This is a genomic window from Nocardia sp. NPDC058499 (assembly GCF_042719915.1).
Classification (GTDB): Bacteria; Actinomycetota; Actinomycetes; order Mycobacteriales; family Mycobacteriaceae; genus Nocardia.
The window spans coordinates 237,217-254,603 of sequence record NZ_JBHXMZ010000003.1 but is presented as its reverse complement, the minus strand read 5'-3'; the positions used below and the strand labels follow the sequence as shown (position 1 = coordinate 254,603).

General features: G+C 64.8%; 18 protein-coding genes. 12 read left to right on the top strand and 6 right to left on the bottom strand.

What is annotated here, in order from left to right:
- Positions 1–2: 2 nt before the first annotated feature.
- The 3 genes from ACFWPH_RS11320 to ACFWPH_RS11310 are packed head-to-tail and all read right to left on the bottom strand — an operon-like array spanning position 3 to position 3,260.
- Positions 3–1,169, bottom strand: a complete 1,167-nt coding sequence (locus ACFWPH_RS11320; RefSeq protein WP_378749941.1) for a thiolase domain-containing protein — start codon at positions 1,167–1,169, stop codon at positions 3–5.
- The gene (locus tag ACFWPH_RS11315; protein ID WP_378749939.1) at positions 1,166–2,233 is read right to left on the bottom strand and encodes a thiolase domain-containing protein; all 1,068 of its coding nucleotides are present in this window, start codon (positions 2,231–2,233) and stop codon (positions 1,166–1,168) included. The genes ACFWPH_RS11320 and ACFWPH_RS11315 overlap by 4 nt, the downstream gene beginning before the upstream one ends.
- Positions 2,234–2,246: 13 nt before the next feature.
- The gene (locus ACFWPH_RS11310) at positions 2,247–3,260 is read right to left on the bottom strand and encodes a Zn-ribbon domain-containing OB-fold protein (RefSeq protein ID WP_378749937.1); all 1,014 of its coding nucleotides are present in this window, start codon (positions 3,258–3,260) and stop codon (positions 2,247–2,249) included.
- Positions 3,261–3,321: 61 nt separating this feature from the next.
- On the opposite strand from ACFWPH_RS11310, the gene ACFWPH_RS11305 reads away from it, so the two are divergent.
- The 4 genes from ACFWPH_RS11305 to ACFWPH_RS11290 all read left to right on the top strand — a co-directional run bounded on the left by ACFWPH_RS11305 (position 3,322) and on the right by ACFWPH_RS11290 (position 8,045).
- Entirely contained in the window at positions 3,322–4,362 is a 1,041-nt protein-coding gene (locus ACFWPH_RS11305) for an LLM class F420-dependent oxidoreductase (RefSeq protein ID WP_378749935.1), read from the top strand.
- Positions 4,363–4,451: 89 nt separating this feature from the next.
- Positions 4,452–4,703 carry a helix-turn-helix domain-containing protein gene (locus ACFWPH_RS11300; RefSeq protein WP_378749933.1) on the top strand — a complete coding sequence of 84 codons (252 nt, stop codon included), beginning with the start codon at positions 4,452–4,454 and terminating at the stop codon, positions 4,701–4,703.
- 128 nt (positions 4,704–4,831) lie between these two features.
- The gene (locus tag ACFWPH_RS11295) at positions 4,832–6,448 is read left to right on the top strand and encodes a serine/threonine-protein kinase (RefSeq protein WP_378749931.1); all 1,617 of its coding nucleotides are present in this window, start codon (positions 4,832–4,834) and stop codon (positions 6,446–6,448) included.
- A gap of 1 nt (position 6,449) precedes the next feature.
- Positions 6,450–8,045 carry a serine/threonine-protein kinase gene (locus ACFWPH_RS11290; RefSeq protein WP_378749929.1) on the top strand — a complete coding sequence of 532 codons (1,596 nt, stop codon included), beginning with the start codon at positions 6,450–6,452 and terminating at the stop codon, positions 8,043–8,045.
- 131 nt (positions 8,046–8,176) lie between these two features.
- Here the strand turns inward: ACFWPH_RS11290 and ACFWPH_RS11285 are convergent, their stop codons facing one another.
- On the bottom strand, positions 8,177–8,551 hold the full coding sequence (locus ACFWPH_RS11285; protein ID WP_378749927.1) for a hypothetical protein: 375 nt from the start codon (positions 8,549–8,551) through the stop codon (positions 8,177–8,179).
- A gap of 636 nt (positions 8,552–9,187) precedes the next feature.
- Here ACFWPH_RS11285 and ACFWPH_RS11280 point away from each other — a divergent pair.
- From ACFWPH_RS11280 to ACFWPH_RS11265, 4 genes are all read left to right on the top strand, one after another.
- Positions 9,188–9,787, top strand: coding sequence for a DUF3558 domain-containing protein (locus ACFWPH_RS11280; RefSeq protein ID WP_378749925.1), 600 nt, complete (start codon positions 9,188–9,190; stop codon positions 9,785–9,787).
- Between the two features lie 43 nt (positions 9,788–9,830).
- Positions 9,831–10,283, top strand: a complete 453-nt coding sequence (locus tag ACFWPH_RS11275) for a hypothetical protein (protein WP_378749923.1) — start codon at positions 9,831–9,833, stop codon at positions 10,281–10,283.
- Positions 10,280–11,461 carry a hypothetical protein gene (locus ACFWPH_RS11270; RefSeq protein ID WP_378749921.1) on the top strand — a complete coding sequence of 394 codons (1,182 nt, stop codon included), beginning with the start codon at positions 10,280–10,282 and terminating at the stop codon, positions 11,459–11,461. The genes ACFWPH_RS11275 and ACFWPH_RS11270 overlap by 4 nt, the downstream gene beginning before the upstream one ends.
- A gap of 202 nt (positions 11,462–11,663) precedes the next feature.
- On the top strand, positions 11,664–12,452 hold the full coding sequence (locus ACFWPH_RS11265; protein ID WP_378749919.1) for an ESX secretion-associated protein EspG: 789 nt from the start codon (positions 11,664–11,666) through the stop codon (positions 12,450–12,452).
- Positions 12,453–12,565: 113 nt separating this feature from the next.
- On the opposite strand, the gene ACFWPH_RS11260 is transcribed toward ACFWPH_RS11265, so the two are convergent.
- Positions 12,566–13,021, bottom strand: coding sequence for a hypothetical protein (locus ACFWPH_RS11260; RefSeq protein WP_378749917.1), 456 nt, complete (start codon positions 13,019–13,021; stop codon positions 12,566–12,568).
- Positions 13,011–13,271 (bottom strand): hypothetical protein, encoded by a 261-nt coding sequence (locus ACFWPH_RS11255; protein ID WP_378749915.1) that lies wholly within the window; start codon positions 13,269–13,271, stop codon positions 13,011–13,013. The genes ACFWPH_RS11260 and ACFWPH_RS11255 overlap by 11 nt, the downstream gene beginning before the upstream one ends.
- Before the next feature lie 409 nt (positions 13,272–13,680).
- Here ACFWPH_RS11255 and ACFWPH_RS11250 point away from each other — a divergent pair, with 409 nt between their 5' ends.
- From ACFWPH_RS11250 to ACFWPH_RS11235, 4 genes are all read left to right on the top strand, one after another.
- Entirely contained in the window at positions 13,681–14,559 is an 879-nt protein-coding gene (locus ACFWPH_RS11250) for a helix-turn-helix domain-containing protein (protein ID WP_378749913.1), read from the top strand.
- A complete protein-coding gene (locus ACFWPH_RS11245) occupies positions 14,556–14,762 on the top strand; it encodes a DUF397 domain-containing protein (RefSeq protein WP_378749911.1) in 207 nt (68 codons plus the stop codon). Before ACFWPH_RS11250 ends, ACFWPH_RS11245 begins: the two co-directional genes overlap by 4 nt.
- Positions 14,763–15,309: 547 nt before the next feature.
- Positions 15,310–16,116: a hypothetical protein gene (locus ACFWPH_RS11240; RefSeq protein ID WP_378749909.1), complete on the top strand. Its 807-nt coding sequence runs from the start codon at positions 15,310–15,312 to the stop codon at positions 16,114–16,116.
- A gap of 26 nt (positions 16,117–16,142) precedes the next feature.
- Positions 16,143–17,384 carry a hypothetical protein gene (locus tag ACFWPH_RS11235; RefSeq protein WP_378749907.1) on the top strand — a complete coding sequence of 414 codons (1,242 nt, stop codon included), beginning with the start codon at positions 16,143–16,145 and terminating at the stop codon, positions 17,382–17,384.
- Positions 17,385–17,387: the final 3 nt, after the last annotated feature.

The following is a 17,387-nucleotide window of genomic DNA, read 5'->3' as shown; positions in this document are numbered from 1 at the left end:
CGTCATCGGCGTTCCGACCCGACGACCCACATCGAGAAGTACTGCGAGCCACCACCGTAGGCGTGGCCGAACGCCTTGCGGGCGTTCTCGACCTGGTAGTCACCGGCCCGGCCCATCACCTGTTTGGCGGCTTCGGCGAAGCGGATCATGCCGGAGGCGCCGATCGGGTTGGACGAGAGCACCCCGCCCGACGGGTTCACCGGCAGCGTGCCGCCGATTTCGGTTTCCCCTTTGTCGGTGAGTTTCCAGCCGTCGCCCTGGGCGGCGAAGCCGAGGTTCTCCAGCCACATCGGCTCGAACCAGGAGAAGGGCACATAGATTTCGGCGGCATCGATCTCGGCCAGCGGGTCGGTGATCCCGGCCTGCTCCCAGAGCGCCTTGGCCGCATCCTGTCCGGCCTGCGGGTTCACCTGGTCGCGGCCGGCGTAGGCCAGCGGTTCGGTGCGCATGGCGGTGGCGTGGATCCAGCCGACCTTCTTACCGGAGGCCTCCACCGCGGTGGCCGATTCCTCGCCGCCGACCACCACGGCGCAGGCGCCGTCGGAGGAGGGGCAGGTTTCGTCGAACCGGATGGGGTCCCACAGCATCTGCGAGGCGAGGACCTCTTCCATGGTTTTGTCACCCTGCTTGAGGTGGGCGTGCGGGTTCTTCGCCCCGTTGCGGCGATCCTTCGCGGCAACCATCGCACCCACGTGCAGCGGCGCGTTCGAGCGGCGGATATAGGACCGCACATGGGGCGCGAAGTAGCCGCCCGCACCGGCGCCCACCGGCATGGTGAACGGCACCGGAATCGACAGTGCCCACATGGCATTCGATTCCGACTGCTTCTCCCAGGTGATGGCGAGCACCTTCTCGTGCACACCGCCCTGCACCATATTGGCGGCCACGCATGCCGTGGAACCGCCGACCGAACCGGCGGTGTGCACGCGAAGCAGCGGTTTCCCGGGCGCACCCAGCGCATCCGCCAGGTACAGCTCGGGCATCATCATGCCCTCGAACATGTCCGGGGCCTTACCGATCACGATGGCGTCGATATCGGCCATGGTCAGGCCGGAGTCGGTCAGCGCCCGGTCGATCGCCTCCCGGCACATCCCGGCCATCGAGACATCGCCGCGCTTGGCGACGTGGTGGGTCTGTCCGGTGCCCAGCACCGCGGCGGGGAAACTCATCGGCGGGCCTCCGAATCCAGGACTGTCACAAGGTTCTGTTGCAGGGCCGGGCCGCTGGTGGCATGGGCCAGCGTGCGCTCGGCGGTGCCCGCCATGATGGGCAGCGCGGCGTAGCCGATGCGTTCCAGCCCGGTGGCGAACATGGGGTTGGCGGCCAGCGCGCCGCCGGTCGGATTGACCTTGGTCTCCGGTTTCAGCCCCAGCGCCTCGGCGAGGATGAGCTGCTGGTGGCTGAAGGGTGCGTGCAGTTCGGCGACGTCGATACCGCTGGTATCGCCGTTCGTCACGGCCTGCCCGGCGGCGGCCGCCGAGGGGGAGACGGTCAGATCGCGGGCGCCCAGCACACTGGAATCGATCCGATGCGATATTCCGGTGATCCAGGCCGGACGTTCGCACAGTTCGCGGGCGCGGTTGCCGGCGGCGAGCACGATCGCGGCGGCGCCGTCGGTGATGGGGGCACAGTCGTGTTCCCGCAGCGGGTCGGCGACGTAGGGCGCGGCGAGCAGATCGTCGACCGATTTACCGTCGACGGTGTGGGCGGCCGAGACCGCGGCCATATCGCGTTCGGTCCAGCGTCCGGCGTCGAGCCCGGCGCGGGCCTGCAGCCCGGCGACGGACAGCGAATCCGGCCACAGCGGCGCGACCAGGTAGGGGTCGAGCTGGGTGGTGAGGACCTTGCGCAGGGTGCTCGCGGAGGATTTTCCGAAGCCGTAGACGAGAGCCGTCTCGACCTGTCCGGAGCGGATTTTCACCCACGCCTCGTACAGGGCCCAGGCAGCGTCCATCTCCACATGCGATTCGTTGATCGGCGGGACGGCGCCGATCGAGTCGATCGCGGAGATGAACGAGAAGGACCGGCCGGCCAGGTAATCCGACGAGCCGGAGCACCAGAAGCCGATATCGGACTTGGTGATACCCAACTGGTCGTAGAGCTGCTGGAAACAGGGAACCAGCATCTCCACGCCGTTGGTGGTGCCGTAGGTCTCCGACACATGCGGTGCGTGCGCGAAGCCGACGACGGCGATCTCGGTGGCGTTGTCGATGGAACGCTCGGTGATGGTCACGCGGGGAGCCCTCTCACAGGTGATGCTTGTAGGTGTCGTAGTCGGCATCCGGCTCGCCGGTCGGTTCGAAGTGGGAGATATTGGCCATGGTGTGGCCCCACTCCTCACGCGGCTTCCAGACCAGCTTGACCCGCATCCCCATCCGCACCTCGCTGGCGTCGCAGCCGAGCACCAGATGCAGGAAGGGGATATCCGCGCCGTCGAGCAGCACATACGCGGCCACATAGGGCGGCTTGATCCGCTGCCCCATGAAAGGCACGTTGACGATGCAGAAGGTGGTGACCGTGCCGGTCTCGGCCAGTTCCACGATTTCCCCGGTGGACCGGCCGTCGACGGGATCGACGCCGCGCGGCGGGAAGTACACCTTGCTGTTCGCATCGGCCCGGGCGCCGGTGATCTTGCCTTCTTTGAGACCACGCAGGAGGGCGGATTCCTCGGGCGAGGCGGTGTGCTTGTAATCCATCCCGATGGGGGTGGTGATCATGGTGACCGGTTCGGCATCCGAGGCCGGCGCCGGTTCCGCCGTCGGGGCGTCACCGGGTTCGAAGCAGACGATGTCGTGGATGGTCCCGGTGAGCTCGCCGGCCCAGCGGGCGGTCACCCGCATACCGGTGCTCATCTGCTCAGGGCTCTGCACATCCACCGCGTGCAGCAGTGCGGTATCGGCGCCGTCCAGCTGGATCAGCGCATAGGCGAACGGCCGGTCGAAGGGCTGGTCGGGCAGCACATCGCGAACCCAGGTCCAGGATTTGACGGTGCCGGTGGTGGCGACCTCCACGAACTCCGACAGCGGGTCGGCGGTCACCGGGTCGAATTCGGCCGGCGGCACGAGCACCCGGCCGTCCGAGCCCCGGATACCGAAGATGCGTCGTTCGCGCAGGCCGGTGAGGAACTTGCCGATGATGGGTCCCACAGAACGCGTGTAGTCGAACTCCATCCGCAAGGGCGCACTGAGCACATCGCTCGGTTTCAGTCCTGGCGGGCGTTCCTGCGTAATTACCGTGGGTGCAGTATTCCCATGAGTCACGATATCGAGTAGAACAGGTTCTTATTCTGCTGGCAAGCAGTAGGCCGGAAAGGGGTCGGTTGTGAAGTTCGGATTGCAGCTCGGATACTGGGGCGCCGCGCCGCCGCAACACGCCGCGGAGGTCGTGGTGGCCGCCGAGAAAGCCGGGTTCGACGCGGTGTTCGCCGCCGAATCCTGGGGGTCGGACGCCTTCACCCCGCTGGCCTGGTGGGGTTCGGCGACCGAACGGGTCCGGCTGGGCACCTCGGTGGTGCAGCTGTCCGCACGTACCCCCACGGCCACGGCCATGCACGCGCTTACCCTCGATCATCTCAGCGGCGGCCGGGCCATTCTGGGGCTCGGCGTCTCCGGTCCGCAGGTGGTCGAAGGCTGGTACGGGCAGCCGTTTGCCAAACCGTTGCAGCGCACTCGTGAGTACGTCGATATCGTGCGCAAGGTGCTGGCCCGTAAAGGGCCGGTGACCAACGACGGGCCGAACTACCCGCTGCCCTACAGCGGTGCGGGCGCCACAGGCCTGGGCAAACCGCTCAAGCCGATAACCCACCCGCTACGTGCAGATCTGCCGATCTGGCTGGGCGCCGAAGGCCCGAAGAACGTGGCGCTCACCGCCGAGATCGCCGACGGCTGGCTCGCGATCTACTACACGCCCCGCATGGCCGGCGTATACAACGAATGGCTCGACGAAGGGTTCGCCCGCCCGGGTGCCCGGCGTTCGCGGGAAGACTTCGAAATCGCCGCCACCGCCCAGGTCATCATCACCGACGATGTCGCCGCCGAGATCGAACGGATGCGCTGGATCACCTCCCTCTACATCGGCGGGATGGGTGCACCGGAACTCAACTTCCACGCGCAGGTGTATCGCCGGATGGGCTACGAGAAGGAGGTCGACGAGATCGGCACGCTGTTCCAGGCGGGCAAGAAGGCCGAGGCGGCCGCGGCGGTCCCCGACGAACTGGTCCTGGAGACGGCGATCATCGGCAACGAGGCGCAAGTCCGCGAGCAGATCGGTGTCTGGGAAGCCTCGGGTGTCACCATGCTGCTGGTTTCGGTGCCCGACGTAGATCAACTGAAGCGTGTGGCGCCACTGCTCGACGCCGGGTGAACTTGTTTCAGAAATCGCCACATCCCATCAAGCGTGTGTCAATGTGGCGATTTCTTGGCGCCGGGTGGTCTCGGTTCTAATGTGGCGTTATGGCAACGGTGGGCAGCGCTGATGGGCTGCGTGTGCGGTCAGCGTCCGCGCTGGGTCGCGTGGTCCGTGCTGCCCGTCAGTCGCAGGGGATGACACAGTCCGAACTGGCAGAACTCGCCCGAACCAATCGCTATTCGCTCGCTCAACTCGAAGAGGGCGATACGACGAAAGCGATCGAGCGACTGTTCGACGTACTCTCCGCTCTCGAACTCGAGCTCACCGTTCGTCCTCGACATGAGCGAATCGAGTGACGGCCCTGGACATCTCTAGCGGGCGCGAGCCGACCCTTGCCGAGGCGTCACCGTGCCACTCGGCGTTGCTGTAGGGGGTGCGATTACACTGCATGCCGATATCGCAGTGCTGACTGGGAGGGGTGGGGGTGGAGGCTGGCATCGGCGGGTCCTTCGCCGGGTACACCATTGAAAGCGTGCTCGGTCAAGGCGGAATGGGCACGGTTTACCTTGCTCGGCATCCTCGATTGCCGCGTTCGGTGGCGCTCAAACTGGTCAATCGTGACGTCTCGGCCGACCCCGAGGTACGGCGGCGGTTCGAGCAGGAGGGCAATGTCGTCGCCCGGTTGGATCACCCAGGCATCGTAGGAATTTACGACCGCGGCGCCGATAACGGTCACCTGTGGATTGCTATGCAATACATCCGGGGCAGCGATGTCGCAAAGTTGGATCCGCGATCTATGACTCTCGATCGCGCGCTGCGGATCGTGACCCAAACCGCGGCGGCACTCGATCACGCGCACGCGCAGGGTGTGCTGCATCGCGATGTCAAGCCGGCCAATATTTTGCTGGCGCAGTCGGAAACGGGCCGGGAAGAACGTGCGGTACTGACGGATTTCGGTATCGCGCGCATGCTCGATTCCAGTACCAAGCTCACCGCCACGGGTACATTTACCGCCACCTTGGCATATGCCTCGCCGGAGCAGTTGTCCGCTGAGCACGTGGACCATCGCGCCGATCAGTATTCGCTCGCCTGCACACTGTTCGCCCTGCTGGCCGGGCAAACTCCTTACGCGAACACCAGCCCCGGGCAGGTGGTAGCTGGTCACCTGAGTAAGCCGGTGCCGCAGCTGAGGAACTTCCGCTCCGATCTACCGCCGGCACTCGATCAGGTTTTCGCGCGGGCGCTGGCCAAGAACCGTGAGGAGCGGTTCGGAAGCTGCGGAGAATTCGCCGCAGCTGCATCCGATGCGCTGGCCGGCAAGGCGGTTCCAATTCCTGCTTATACCGGTCCGACCGTGGTGAATCAGGCCGCCACCGCCCTGAATCCAGCAGCAACAGTGGTGAATCCGGCAGCGCAGATGGCAGGGCACCAACTGTCGGGTCTGATGTATCAACCTGATCCGGCGGAGAAGCACATGCACGGCGGGCGTCCCTACCAGGCGGTGCCTGCGCAGGCGCGAGTCGTACCCGCACCGCGCCGAAAGTCACCTGCATTCCGAATACTCGCGGGCATCGGTGCCGTGGTTGTCTTGGTTGCGGCGGGAGTGTTCGTGCAGCGCGACGCCATCACCGCCTGGATCAACCGGTGGGATGATGAGCACCAGGTTGTTGCGAATGCCTTCCCGAATCTACTGGCAGAAGCGCAGTTTGCGGTCGGGTGGCTCGGTGCAACCTGCTACTCGACGAGTTATATGGACGGCCGGGTGGTCGCGATCAGATGTTCGAACAACGACACTGGGATCAGCTACCAGGTGAAGATGTACGGCAGCGAAGCCGAGGCGGCTGCTACCGTCGATAGCTTTGTCCGTGATCGTGCGGCCGATCAGGTTGTCACGCACCCGAGTGCCGGCGGCCAGGTGACGGTGACCATTGAGCCGCCGACGCCGGGCACCTTTGCCAACGGTGTCGTTTACACGCGCTTCCCGGATGACGAACAGCGGTCCAGATTCGTCTTCGAGATCGAATGGGCAAACCACCACGCTTCCGATGTATTCGAGCAGTGGTGGCCGCAGGCGCCGCTGGGAGCGGGGACGGAGAACTGAGATGATGAGGCTAGGAGTCGGCGACTCGTTCGCCGGCTACGATATCGAGGGCGTGCTCGGCGAAGGCGGAATGGGGACGGTCTATCTCGCCCGGCATCCACGGTTACCGATGCAGGTCGCACTCAAGCTGCTGGTCCCGACCGCGTCGGCCGACAAAGAACTGCGGCAGCGGTTCGAGCAGGAAGCTGGTGTCATCGCACGCCTCGAACATCCGAACATCGTCGACGTGTACGACTGCGGCGCCACGGATGGGCATCTTTGGATCGCAATGCAGTACATCCGCGGTGGTCACACCGGGCAGCTCACACCACATAACTCGCCTCCGGGGCGGACCCTGAGCGTTATCGCACAAACGGGTGACGCACTGGATTACGCCCACTCGTGTGGCATCCTGCACCGAGACGTCAAGCCGGCCAACATCCTGCTCGCCGCTGCCGACGCCGGACGCGAAGAACGCGCCGTGCTCACCGACTTCGGTATCGCACGATTGATGGAATCCGATGCCGGACTCACCGCCGACGGATCATATACCGCGACAATCGCCTACGCCTCACCTGAGCAGTTGTCCAGCGCACCAGTCGATCACCGCTCCGACCAATACTCGCTGGCCTGCACTCTGTTTATGCTGTTGACCGGACGAGCACCGTACGACTACACCAACGCGGGACAGGTGATCACAGCGCACCTGGTCAAGCCGCCGCCACGAACGACCGAGGTTCGGTCGGACTTGCCCGCTGTACTCGACGAGGTCATTGCGCGGGCTATGGCCAAGCAGCCAGATGAGCGATTCGCGAGCTGCGGCGAATTTGTTGCGGCTGCTCGGGCTGCGTTTGCCGTCGAATTCGCTCCTGCTCCGCGCCGGGTAGCGCCGACGGTGCTTGCGCAGCCTCTCTCGGCCCCGTCGCACCCGGTTGCGACGACGCCAGTATCACCGGGCGCTCCGGTGCCTGTGCAGTCCATACCTTCGATGCAATACGTGCCAGGGCTGCCCTCGTCACGCCCGGCGCGACGGGGTCCTCGCAAAGCGCTGATCGCGGTGGGGGGCATCCTCGGCGTTATCGTGGTCCTCGGCGTTGCCGCTGCGACATTCCTCCCTGGGTTGATCGCTCAGTGGGACACCAGAGAATGGGGGAGCCGGAACCAAGCCCTCGCGGAGACGTTTCCGCAGCTGGTCTCCTCCCGCGAGTTCGGAAAGGGATGGCTAGAATTGCAGTGCATCGCGGCGATCCCGGGCCAGGCGCCAGGACTATTGCTCGAAGATAACGTATACGTGAACGGCATCAGTTGCGAAGACGCGGACATCAGCCACTACATCAAGGTATTCGACTTCGGTAGCCCCGATGCGGCCAAGGCATACATCGACGGTACCGCCGCCCTGCCCGGTGCGCGTGTCTGGAATGAGCGGCACCCCGACCTTCCGACACCACTTCCGATCGTCAGCCACGGTTCTGCCGGCATAGGCACCGACATCCTTACTGGGTTTCCGGACGACCCGGTACGCGGCAGGTTTGTGATCAACTTCTACAAAAAGGGTGACGCTCTCTCTGCTGAGCAAGTTATCGAAAATATGTGGCGGAAGGCGCCGCTCGGCCGGTGAGGCGACCCGCGACCGTCGGCGTGTTCATTTGCCGCGACGGCTCACCGATTCATCGGTAGTCCTCGGCGCACAACACTGGCGGATACAGCCCCTTCTCGACCACCCGAATACCGTTCCACGGGCAGATCCGGTTACCGCGCGGGGCCGATGCGGCCGGCTCGGACCGGCGCGAACTCCGGGCATCCACCAGGACAAACGATCGATGCGATCGGTACCCACGGTCTGCCGCCGTGATGAATGACGACCCGCAGTTGTCTTGTGGTGATGAACGGTTCGCAACCGCACGGCGGCGCGGTGTCCCGGACCCCGACCTCGATCCAGGGGCACAGGCCGGCGACGTTGCGGAAATGTGGTGCGATCCGACCACCGATCACCTGGGCGCCACGTAAGCAGAACAGCGATTCCGGGCATCGGATGATGAGCTCTTCCTCGTCATGCCGGGCAATGTCCAGCGCGGCCAGCGGGACCCACGGCTCGGTGTGCAGGTCGCAGGTATCAACGGTCACGCTGCGCCCCGGGATGGTTCGCGCGCTATCGGGGGATGACTCCGTCGATTTCGTGCTCGGTCCGGGGCTGGTATCCGCGCCCGGTGTCGAGGTCGCGCAGGCTTCGCGCCACTCGTTCGAGCACGCCGAGGTCGTAGCATTCGGCCGCCTGCCAAAGTCGGGACGCTGCCTCTTTCGTTCGGCGGCTGGGTGTGGTTCGCCGCGGTAGCGCGGATGCCCAGGTCTCGGACTGCTCGGTGTGGGTCCCCGGCATGGTTGCGTCGATCGCTTCTCGTTGGGGCGCTGCTCTATCGCGGGCCCAGTAGAGCGGATCCAGTGGCCAATCCGGTCCTGCTGTGGATGATCCGATCGAATCGATTCGAAGGCCGAGAACACGATCCAGCGGACGTCGGACGCTCGTCCGTGAATTGCACCCCTCTCATCCAGAGAACACGGATGCCATTTGTGGATATCGGATCGGTTCGGCGTCCGTCTCGTAGACCCAGCTGTTCCACCGTGGAACTATCGTATCCAAATGGAACGATCCCGAACCGGTGCAGTGTGGCTCAGGCCTCGGTTCCGGTTCTGGTTGCGGTGGTGGACAAACGTCCGATACCGTCGCTGCAAGCTCGCGGGGGCGGAGGAGCCGGTCCGGTCTTGCGGGAGACGTTCCGGATCGGTGCAGGGAGCAAAGTGGGCAACTGGCGAAGGTCGGGGTACGCCGTGCTGGTGGGGGCGAGTGTCGTTCTGGCGGCGGGGTGTGGGGGCTCCACAGATGGGTCTGCGGAGCCGGATACGTCGGCGGCCGGGCAGCCGGTGGCGCCGCAGGTACCGGAAAAGTTCGACCCCTGTGTAGACATCCCGCAGGAAATTCTCGATACGGAAAACCTGCATTCGACGAATAGCTCTACGTCCAAGGATGAGATGCGGCGCGGTGATATCGCGTGGAGCGGTTGCGGGTGGGTGGTATCCGACGGTTACTCCACCAGCATCAGTGCGACGAACCTGACAATCGATATGGTTCGGGACAAGGGTGTGGCGGGTGCGCGGGAAGAGGTGGTGGATGGTCGAACGGTTGTTATCACCCAATCCACGGGGCCGGAGGCGTGCGGGTTGAATGCGGAATTGGTGGGGGGAAGCCTCGAATTCCGAGTAGACAATCCATCATCTCGGCGCTTGACCGGGAATCAGGATCCGTGTGATATCGCGATTCGTTTGGCGGAGAAGGTGCTTCCGCTGGTTCCGGCAGACGCATAGGGGAGTGTAGTGACATATATGATCGCTCGTTCAGGGGTGGGCTATGGCGGATGAGGGTAAGCGTCCCTTCCAGAATCACATCGACGCGGCCAATGAGGGCCAGTTGTCGGTGTCGTTCAGTGCGGATGTCCGGCTCAACGCGGAGGAGTTCGTCTATCTGGACCGAGACTGCCAGGCGATGAAGGACAAGATAGGCGAGCTCCAGCGCATCGCCGAAGGGATCTCAGGCCGTGAGATATGGGGTCTGGGTGAGGCCCCGGCGAGCTGGATCAGATCGGGCAAGGTCTTGGTTAAGCGTTTTCGCGACAAAGCTAAGGGGGACGATTCGGGCAACAGCGCGCACGCCATTCTGCAGCGTCATTACGAGATCATCGACGGTATCCAGGAGCTGCATCGGGTGATCGCGCAACGCTATCTGGACACCGATAGCGAGTTCGCGTCCCGCTACAACGAGGTGATGGCGTCCGCGCCGCAGGGATTTCAGGGGAAGCAGTGAGTGACGTCGGCTACGAGCAGTCGAGGATCCGAGGGCAGGACGCGGAGGATAATCCGGCGGCCTATTCGCATGTGGAGATCAAACAGGTTTTCGACACCATGATCCCGACGGAGGCCTCCGCCGCCAGCGATGACTACGCGGCGCTCGCGTCGGGCTGGGAAGAAGGCATCACCACGTTCGCGGCCCGGATCCGGCGTTCGAGCCAGTCGGCGTGGGAGGGCCCGGCGGCAGAGTCCGCGCGGAAGGCGATCGACGATTACGCGACCGACGCCACGAACTTGACTCCGGCCCTGCAGGGATTGGCGAACCGGGTCGACGATGCGGCGAACGCGGTATTGAACACCCAGCGCAACCTTCCGCCGGTGGTGGACGATCCGCAGAGCTGGTGGAACCCCGGAGACTGGTTCGACGACCACGAAGGTGACGTGGGTAAGGCCGACGAGAAGGCTCGTGAACAGTTCGTCACCCATTACCGAAGCGGTGTGGTGGCGGCGGACTCCCAGATCCCGGCATTGCCGCTGCCAAAGGACCCGGCGGCGGTGGAGCAGCCCGGCTCGGGTGATCCCGGAGTCCCGGGGAACACCAGCACCGGCGGAAGCCCGGCAGGCCCCTCGGACGATTCGACTGGGTCGGGCGCACCGGGGCAGGAACTCCCCGGTGCGGACCAGCCCGGCGAAGAACAGCCCGGCGCACAGCAACCGGCCGGGGAAGAAACCGGCCCGGGAGATACACAGCCGGCATCCACCGAACCTGCCGGTACCACACCGCAATCCACGGTGCCGAGCACGACCGGTAGCCCTGGGATGCCGAGTGCCCCCGGTGGCCCTGGAAGCCCGGCCGGTACTCCCGGCCCGGGGGCTCCGGGGCCGGGTGTGCCCGGACCGGGCCAGACCGTGCAGGGTTCGCCGGCACCGGCCGGGGTCCCGGCGGGCACTGCCGGGGCCAAAGCACCGTCCGGTGCGCCCGCCGGGCGTGGCGGTATGCCGATGATGGGCGCCCCTGGCGGGGCCCGCGGCGGTTCCGGTGACGACGATCGCGACCGGCAGACCCCGGATTACCTGATCAACGAGGAGAACACCCGCGAACTCCTCGGGGAGGAGGCACCGAGCCTGCCCGGCGGTGTGCTCGGCGCCGATGCCCCCTCCGCGCAGCCCCTCGAACGACCTCCGGGTTACTGACCGCGCCGCACCGCCTGGCGCGGTCGGACGACCACCCGGCCGGGGCCGGTCGGGCCGCGTTGCAGGGCGGTACCGGCCGGGTGGTGCGCTGCGGCAGATGACCATTCCCCGGCTGCGCAACACCCATCCGATACCGCCCGCTGAAACTTCTGTCCTTCGGTCGGCGATCATCCGATCGTCGGCCCGCGAACGCTCTCCTGGAATGGATTTCACCCGCATGGCCTGGACCTGGGAACCGGACACCTTTGCCGCGCACTGGTTCGACGAGGGCAACGACCGGATGCCCGCACCCCTGCGCTACCGCAGCCGATTCCCCACGGTCGGCGGGTTCGAGGCGCACCGCGCGGCCGTTCGTGCCGGTGCTGATATCGATGAGCGGGAGCGCATCGGCCTGCTCGTGCACACCCTCACGCAATGCGATATGCGGATCGAAATCCTGTTCGGTTCGGTGAAACACCGGGGCGGCGACGGCCACACTCGCAAGGATCTGCGTGTCGTCGGCGCCCGAACCTACGCGCACGCGGTGGTGCTGAGCCAGACCGCTGTCCGCGGCGAGGACAGCGATATCCGGGCCCAGTTGCTGCGCGCAGACCAGTTGCCCGCCGCCCTCGCCGCCGCCCTTCCGCCCTGCGAACCCGGCCGCGACAAGCCCGCCACCTTCGACCTGGCGGATGTGAAACCCGCCGAGGGACATTTCGCCGACACCGACCCGAGAAGCCCCCGCCGGAAATTCGCGCAACTGGCCCGCCGCCCCGCCGACGGTGGCGGGCGCGCCATCCTGCGACTCGGCAATTTCCACGCACCCCACAACCGGTACCGCGCCCTGCAATGGTTCGATATCACCGGCGACGGCCGCTACCTCGAACACCGAAACCGCACCCATCTCGAATTCCGCTCCGCGACCGCGCAGAGTTTCACCGCCGTGTTCACCGGCTGGATAGAACAGGCCGAACGCGCACTCCGCGAAGAAGCGGACGAAGCCGCTTACTGATCTGAGGCTGACGGTGATACCGCGCTGAGCGTGTTCAGGGCACCTGCGGCCGTAGGTCCTGCGCGCTGTCCGGACGCATCCGTCCCTCGCTGTTGCTCGATCGCAACCTGTGTTCAATGGTAGTCCTCGGCGCACAGCAATGGTGGATACAGCCCCTTCTCGACCACTCGGATCCCGGTCCAGGGGCAGGCCCGGTGACCGTGCGGATCGATCTGGCCGGCCTGGATCGGGGCGAACTCCCGGCATCCACCGGGGCAGGCGATCGAGGCGATGGGCCCCCGCGGCGTCCTACCGTGATGGGTGACGATGCGTAGTTGACGTGTGGTGATGAACGGTCCGCAACCGCACGGCGGCGTGGTCTGCCGAACCCCCACCCCGATCCATGGGCACAGGCCGGCAACATTACGGAAATGCGGCGCGATCTGCCCACCGGCGACCAGTGCGCCGCGCAGGCAGAACAGCGAATCCGGGCACCGGACGATGAGTTCACTGTGGTCGTGTCGCGTGATGGTGAGCGCGACCAGCGGGACCCACGGCTCGGTATGCAGCTCGCAGCCGTTACCGGCCATGCCGCGCCTCGGGGTGGGTTGCGCGGTATCGGGCGATGACCCCGTCGATTTCGTATTGGGTACGGATCACGGGTGCGCTGCCGGTGTCGAGATCGCGTAGTCCGCGGGCAACTCGCTCGAGAACATCGAGGTCGGCACATTCGGTCGTTGGCCACAGCCGCGCCGCCCTGGTCGCCGTGCGGCTCGGTGTCGTGCGCTGCGGTAGCGCGGCTGCCTCGGTCTGGGATTGTTCGGTGTGGATCCGCGGCATGATTGCCTCCGCTCGTCGATCGCTTCTCGTTGGTGCCGTGCTTTATCGCCGGCCCATTAGAGCGGATTCACCGGCGAATCCGGCCGTGCTGCGGATGATCCGAGCGAAGTGATCCGAAGGCCGAGAACACGATCCGGCGGATGTCGGACGCTCGTCCGCGAACCGCACCCCTCTCATCCAGAGAAAACGGATGCCATTTGTGGATATCGGCTCGGGTCGGTGTACCGCGCATCGGCCCACCTGTTCCACGGTGGAACTGCCGTATCCAAATGGAACGATGCACAGTGGGGCAGTTGTGCTTTGGTCGTAATCGGTGCGAGTATCGGCTGGCTCCAGCGCGATGCGCGGGAATCCGACCGGACTGGTCAGAACAAATTCGAGGGCGTGATTCAGGGGAAAGTAGGTTGTCATGACAGATATCGGGTCGACCCTTCCGCGTCGCCAAATCGGGCGATATCTGCGGGACCTACGGCAGGGCGCCGGGCTCACTATCGCGGAAGTAGCGCGGCGTATCGAACGCGGCGCCACCACCGTGCAACGACTGGAAACCGGGGCAGCCGAACGGATCCGGCTATGGGATATCGAAGCAATCTGCCGCGTATGCGGTGCCGATGAGACAACGATCGATGCGCTGAAAGGACTTGCTCAACAGGGCAACAGCAAAAGCTGGTGGCATCAGTACGGCGACTTGATCCCGCTGAACTTCGACGTCTACATGGGCCTGGAAGCGGACGCGCGAAAACTGACCTCGTTCCAGGAGCTCGTCCCAGGGTTGTTGCAGACCTCGGATTACGCACGGACGCTGACCCGGCTTGCCCACCCATCCGAACCGGACAGTGAGATCGCTCGGCGGGTCGAATTGCGCGGGCGTCGCCAGATCATGCTGACGAAGAAAAACAATCCTGTTCCGTTCGAAGTGATCCTGGATGAATCGGTTCTGCACAGGGTGATCGGAAGCCGTCGAATCATGGAAGCACAGCTCCGACACTTGGCGGATATAGGTACGCGGGCGAATATCGGCATCCGAATCCTCCCGTTCGGCGCAGGCGTGCCGTTGGGAGATCTGACCGGGCCATTCACAATCCTGGACTTCGATGGTCCTGCGGGTGCCGGTCCCTTCGCGCCACCCGTGGTCTATGCCGAGGGGTACACCGGAGCTATGTACTTCGACGACCTGCGACTTATCGACCGGTATAGGGGCGCACATGCGGGCCTGTGGCGGGTAGCGTTGGGTGAGCAGGAAAGCAGGCAACTGCTACGCGAGAAGGCAAGGGAGTTCGCAAGATGAACGTCGATCGATCCGAAACCCGCTGGTTCAAGAGCAGCTACAGCGGCGGCAGCCAGGATTGCGTCGAGGTGGCGTTCATCGAGGGCGATGTGGTGGGTGTGCGCGATTCCAAGAACCGCCGCGGTCCGGCTTTGTCCTTCACTCCCGCGGCCTGGGACGCCTTCACCTCGAATACCCGCTCCGGCCGATTCGACCGGCCGTAGTCGACAACGGGAAGTCCAGCAGTCGACCACCTGTCCCTCCGCGTGCACGCCACACCCGAGAAATCGTCCGCGGCCATGGGTTCCGGCTCTATGACGCCTGGTCGAGCGGGATGGTGAAGTAATCATGAACGGCCGAACGCCGGTGTCGATCGCGATTCGTTCCGATCCTGCGGCACAGGCACGCGGCATCGCCGCCGGCCTTCGTGGTGGCGGGGCCGCCGCCGCCGGATCGGTGCAGCCGGGGCGTAGGCGATACGGCGGTACGGCTCCCGATCGCAGTTACGTTCGGCAACTCTATCGACGCCCCGCCCGGGACCAGGGCATCGGCCCGTAGCAGAGACTGCCCAACGGCACCGACGTGCTCGGACCAGAACGGTGGCGGGTAGGTTGATTTGCCGAGTACCGTCTGGACGGTACTTTTGGACAGCGCTGCGCACAGAGTCTCGTGTGTGGTTGACTGCACCGAGGATCGGTCCGTGTGAGGAGGGGGCGGTGGAAGTTTTGCGGTGGTTGTGGGTTCATCGAGAGCGACGCCGGTAAGTCGACCATGCGTGCTTTTCTCGACGCTTTGCTCCGCTCCGGGGTGGTCGCGCCGCTGGTCAAGATTGCCGGCTGGATGGCGGCCGCCGCTGTTGTCATGCTTGTCATTGTCTGGGTAGGTAACCCTTACGCAGAGAAAGCGTCAGAAGCCGGCGAGGCTGCGACGTCCTGGCTGCCGCCACCACCTGTTGGGCCGCCGACGCCGGAGGCGACATTACCGCCGGGCATTCCATCGATGGCCTTCCCGCCACCGATGCCCGGAACTCCTGAGGGAGGGCTGCAGCCGGTCCCGACCCGTTACGGGCTGGACTATATGGTCCCCGCCGGGAACGGCTGGCGTCCGTCCAACGACCGGACTGTGAGTTGGTCGCGGGACGGACGATCGATCACCGCGTACAGTGCCGTGAGCGATTACGGCTACGGGTTTTGCCCGGAAAGCGAGGGGGCAGCCCTGGCGAGGGTGGGAGTGACCGGCCGTAACGGAGTCGATATCGATACCGCAGCCCGCGCGGAGGTCGGCAAAGCCGGGGCGATATTCGCCGATGCTTCGGGGACTGAGCCCGACGTCGAAATTCGTGGTCCGGAGCAGCTCGAACTCAGTGGCATGCCGGCAATCCGGTACACCGCGACGATCACCGGTGCGGTACAGGACAATCCCTGTGACCCGGTCTCCGCGCAATTCGATGTCATCGCAACACCGGCAAAGGCTTCGGCAGAGGTGATGTTACTGGTGCTGCAGCGGCGCACTGATGTACCGGAAGCGTTGAGCAAGAAGCAGGCCGAAACGATTATGACTTCGATACGGACCAGCTGATAGTGATTGCACAGAAGGTGGGGTAGATGTCAGAGATGCTCGTGGCGGAGCCGGCGCATATCGCCGGGTTGGGCAATGCGCTCGATGCCATCGGGGCCGACGTCAAGGCGATATCCGATTTCGTGGGCGCTCACTGTCCGGTGGGCGCGGCCGGGCTCGGCGGGGCCATACTCGAGCCGCTCAACGTGCCGTTCGAGCTCGCGGCGGGTTCCTTCAAAACGCGTATGGCGGGTATCGGGAATACCACCGCAAACAGCGGTGACGAGTTGAACCGGGCTGCGTGGATGTATCACAGCCAGGACAACCAGACCTACGAAGCCCTCAACGCGGCGACGACGAACCTTATCACCGGCGAGGCAGTCGCGATGGACGCCGACCGCGAAAACACCGGTCTGGTGCAGGACTATCCGGACCCGGTTGGGTATCCCAAGCCGAACGATATCCAACTGGACCCACCTTCTGCCGCACCGCCGGAGCTGGCGGATCTCATTGCGGAAACCACCGGCGTGGTCGGCGATGTCAACGAAGCGGTAAAGAACGTCACGAGGATGGCCGGAAGTGAAGTAAACATCATCGAAATGGTCCTCTCGCCAATTCAAGCGAACTGGAACGAGTTGCGCCGGATCGGCGAAACCTACAAAGTGGCCGGCAACTCCATGGAAAGTAGTGGCGCGAATCTCGAAGACGCGGTGCGCCGGGCCGGACCGCACTGGGACGGGAAGGCCGCCATTGCCTTCGAGACATGGGCCGGCAACCAGATCGCGGCAATGAAATGGGAAGGCCCTGTAGGACGGGTAATTTCCGATCTCCTCAATATAATCGCGGACAAGATCCGTGACGGTGTCCGGCGTGCCTGCGAGAAGCTGCGAGATTTTGTGGCATCGTTCATCGATTTTCGCAGTACCAAAGAGATCTTCAAAGCGCTGGTGAAGAAGATTCCTGGTATCGGCACCGCGATAGAGATCGCCGATCTGGCCAGAAAGATCTGGAACATCGTCGACCTCGTGCAGACCATCATTACCGAGATAGAAGAGGTTCGGAATCGGGCGAAGGAGTTCCTCGAGTGGCTCGGCAACCCTGTCGGCAAAGGCAAAGAGTGGGTAGCTCAGAAACTCGAGCCCGTCACCAGTGGCATCGACGACGCCGCCCGGCGGGCGGCGCTGGTCAACGATGTCAGTAAGGTCGCGCACGCGGAGGATACGAGGAACCGCCCCGGCCAAGCCTATGAGGTCGGGTCGGGCCGCGCGCCGTGGGAGAACGCGGTATGACAA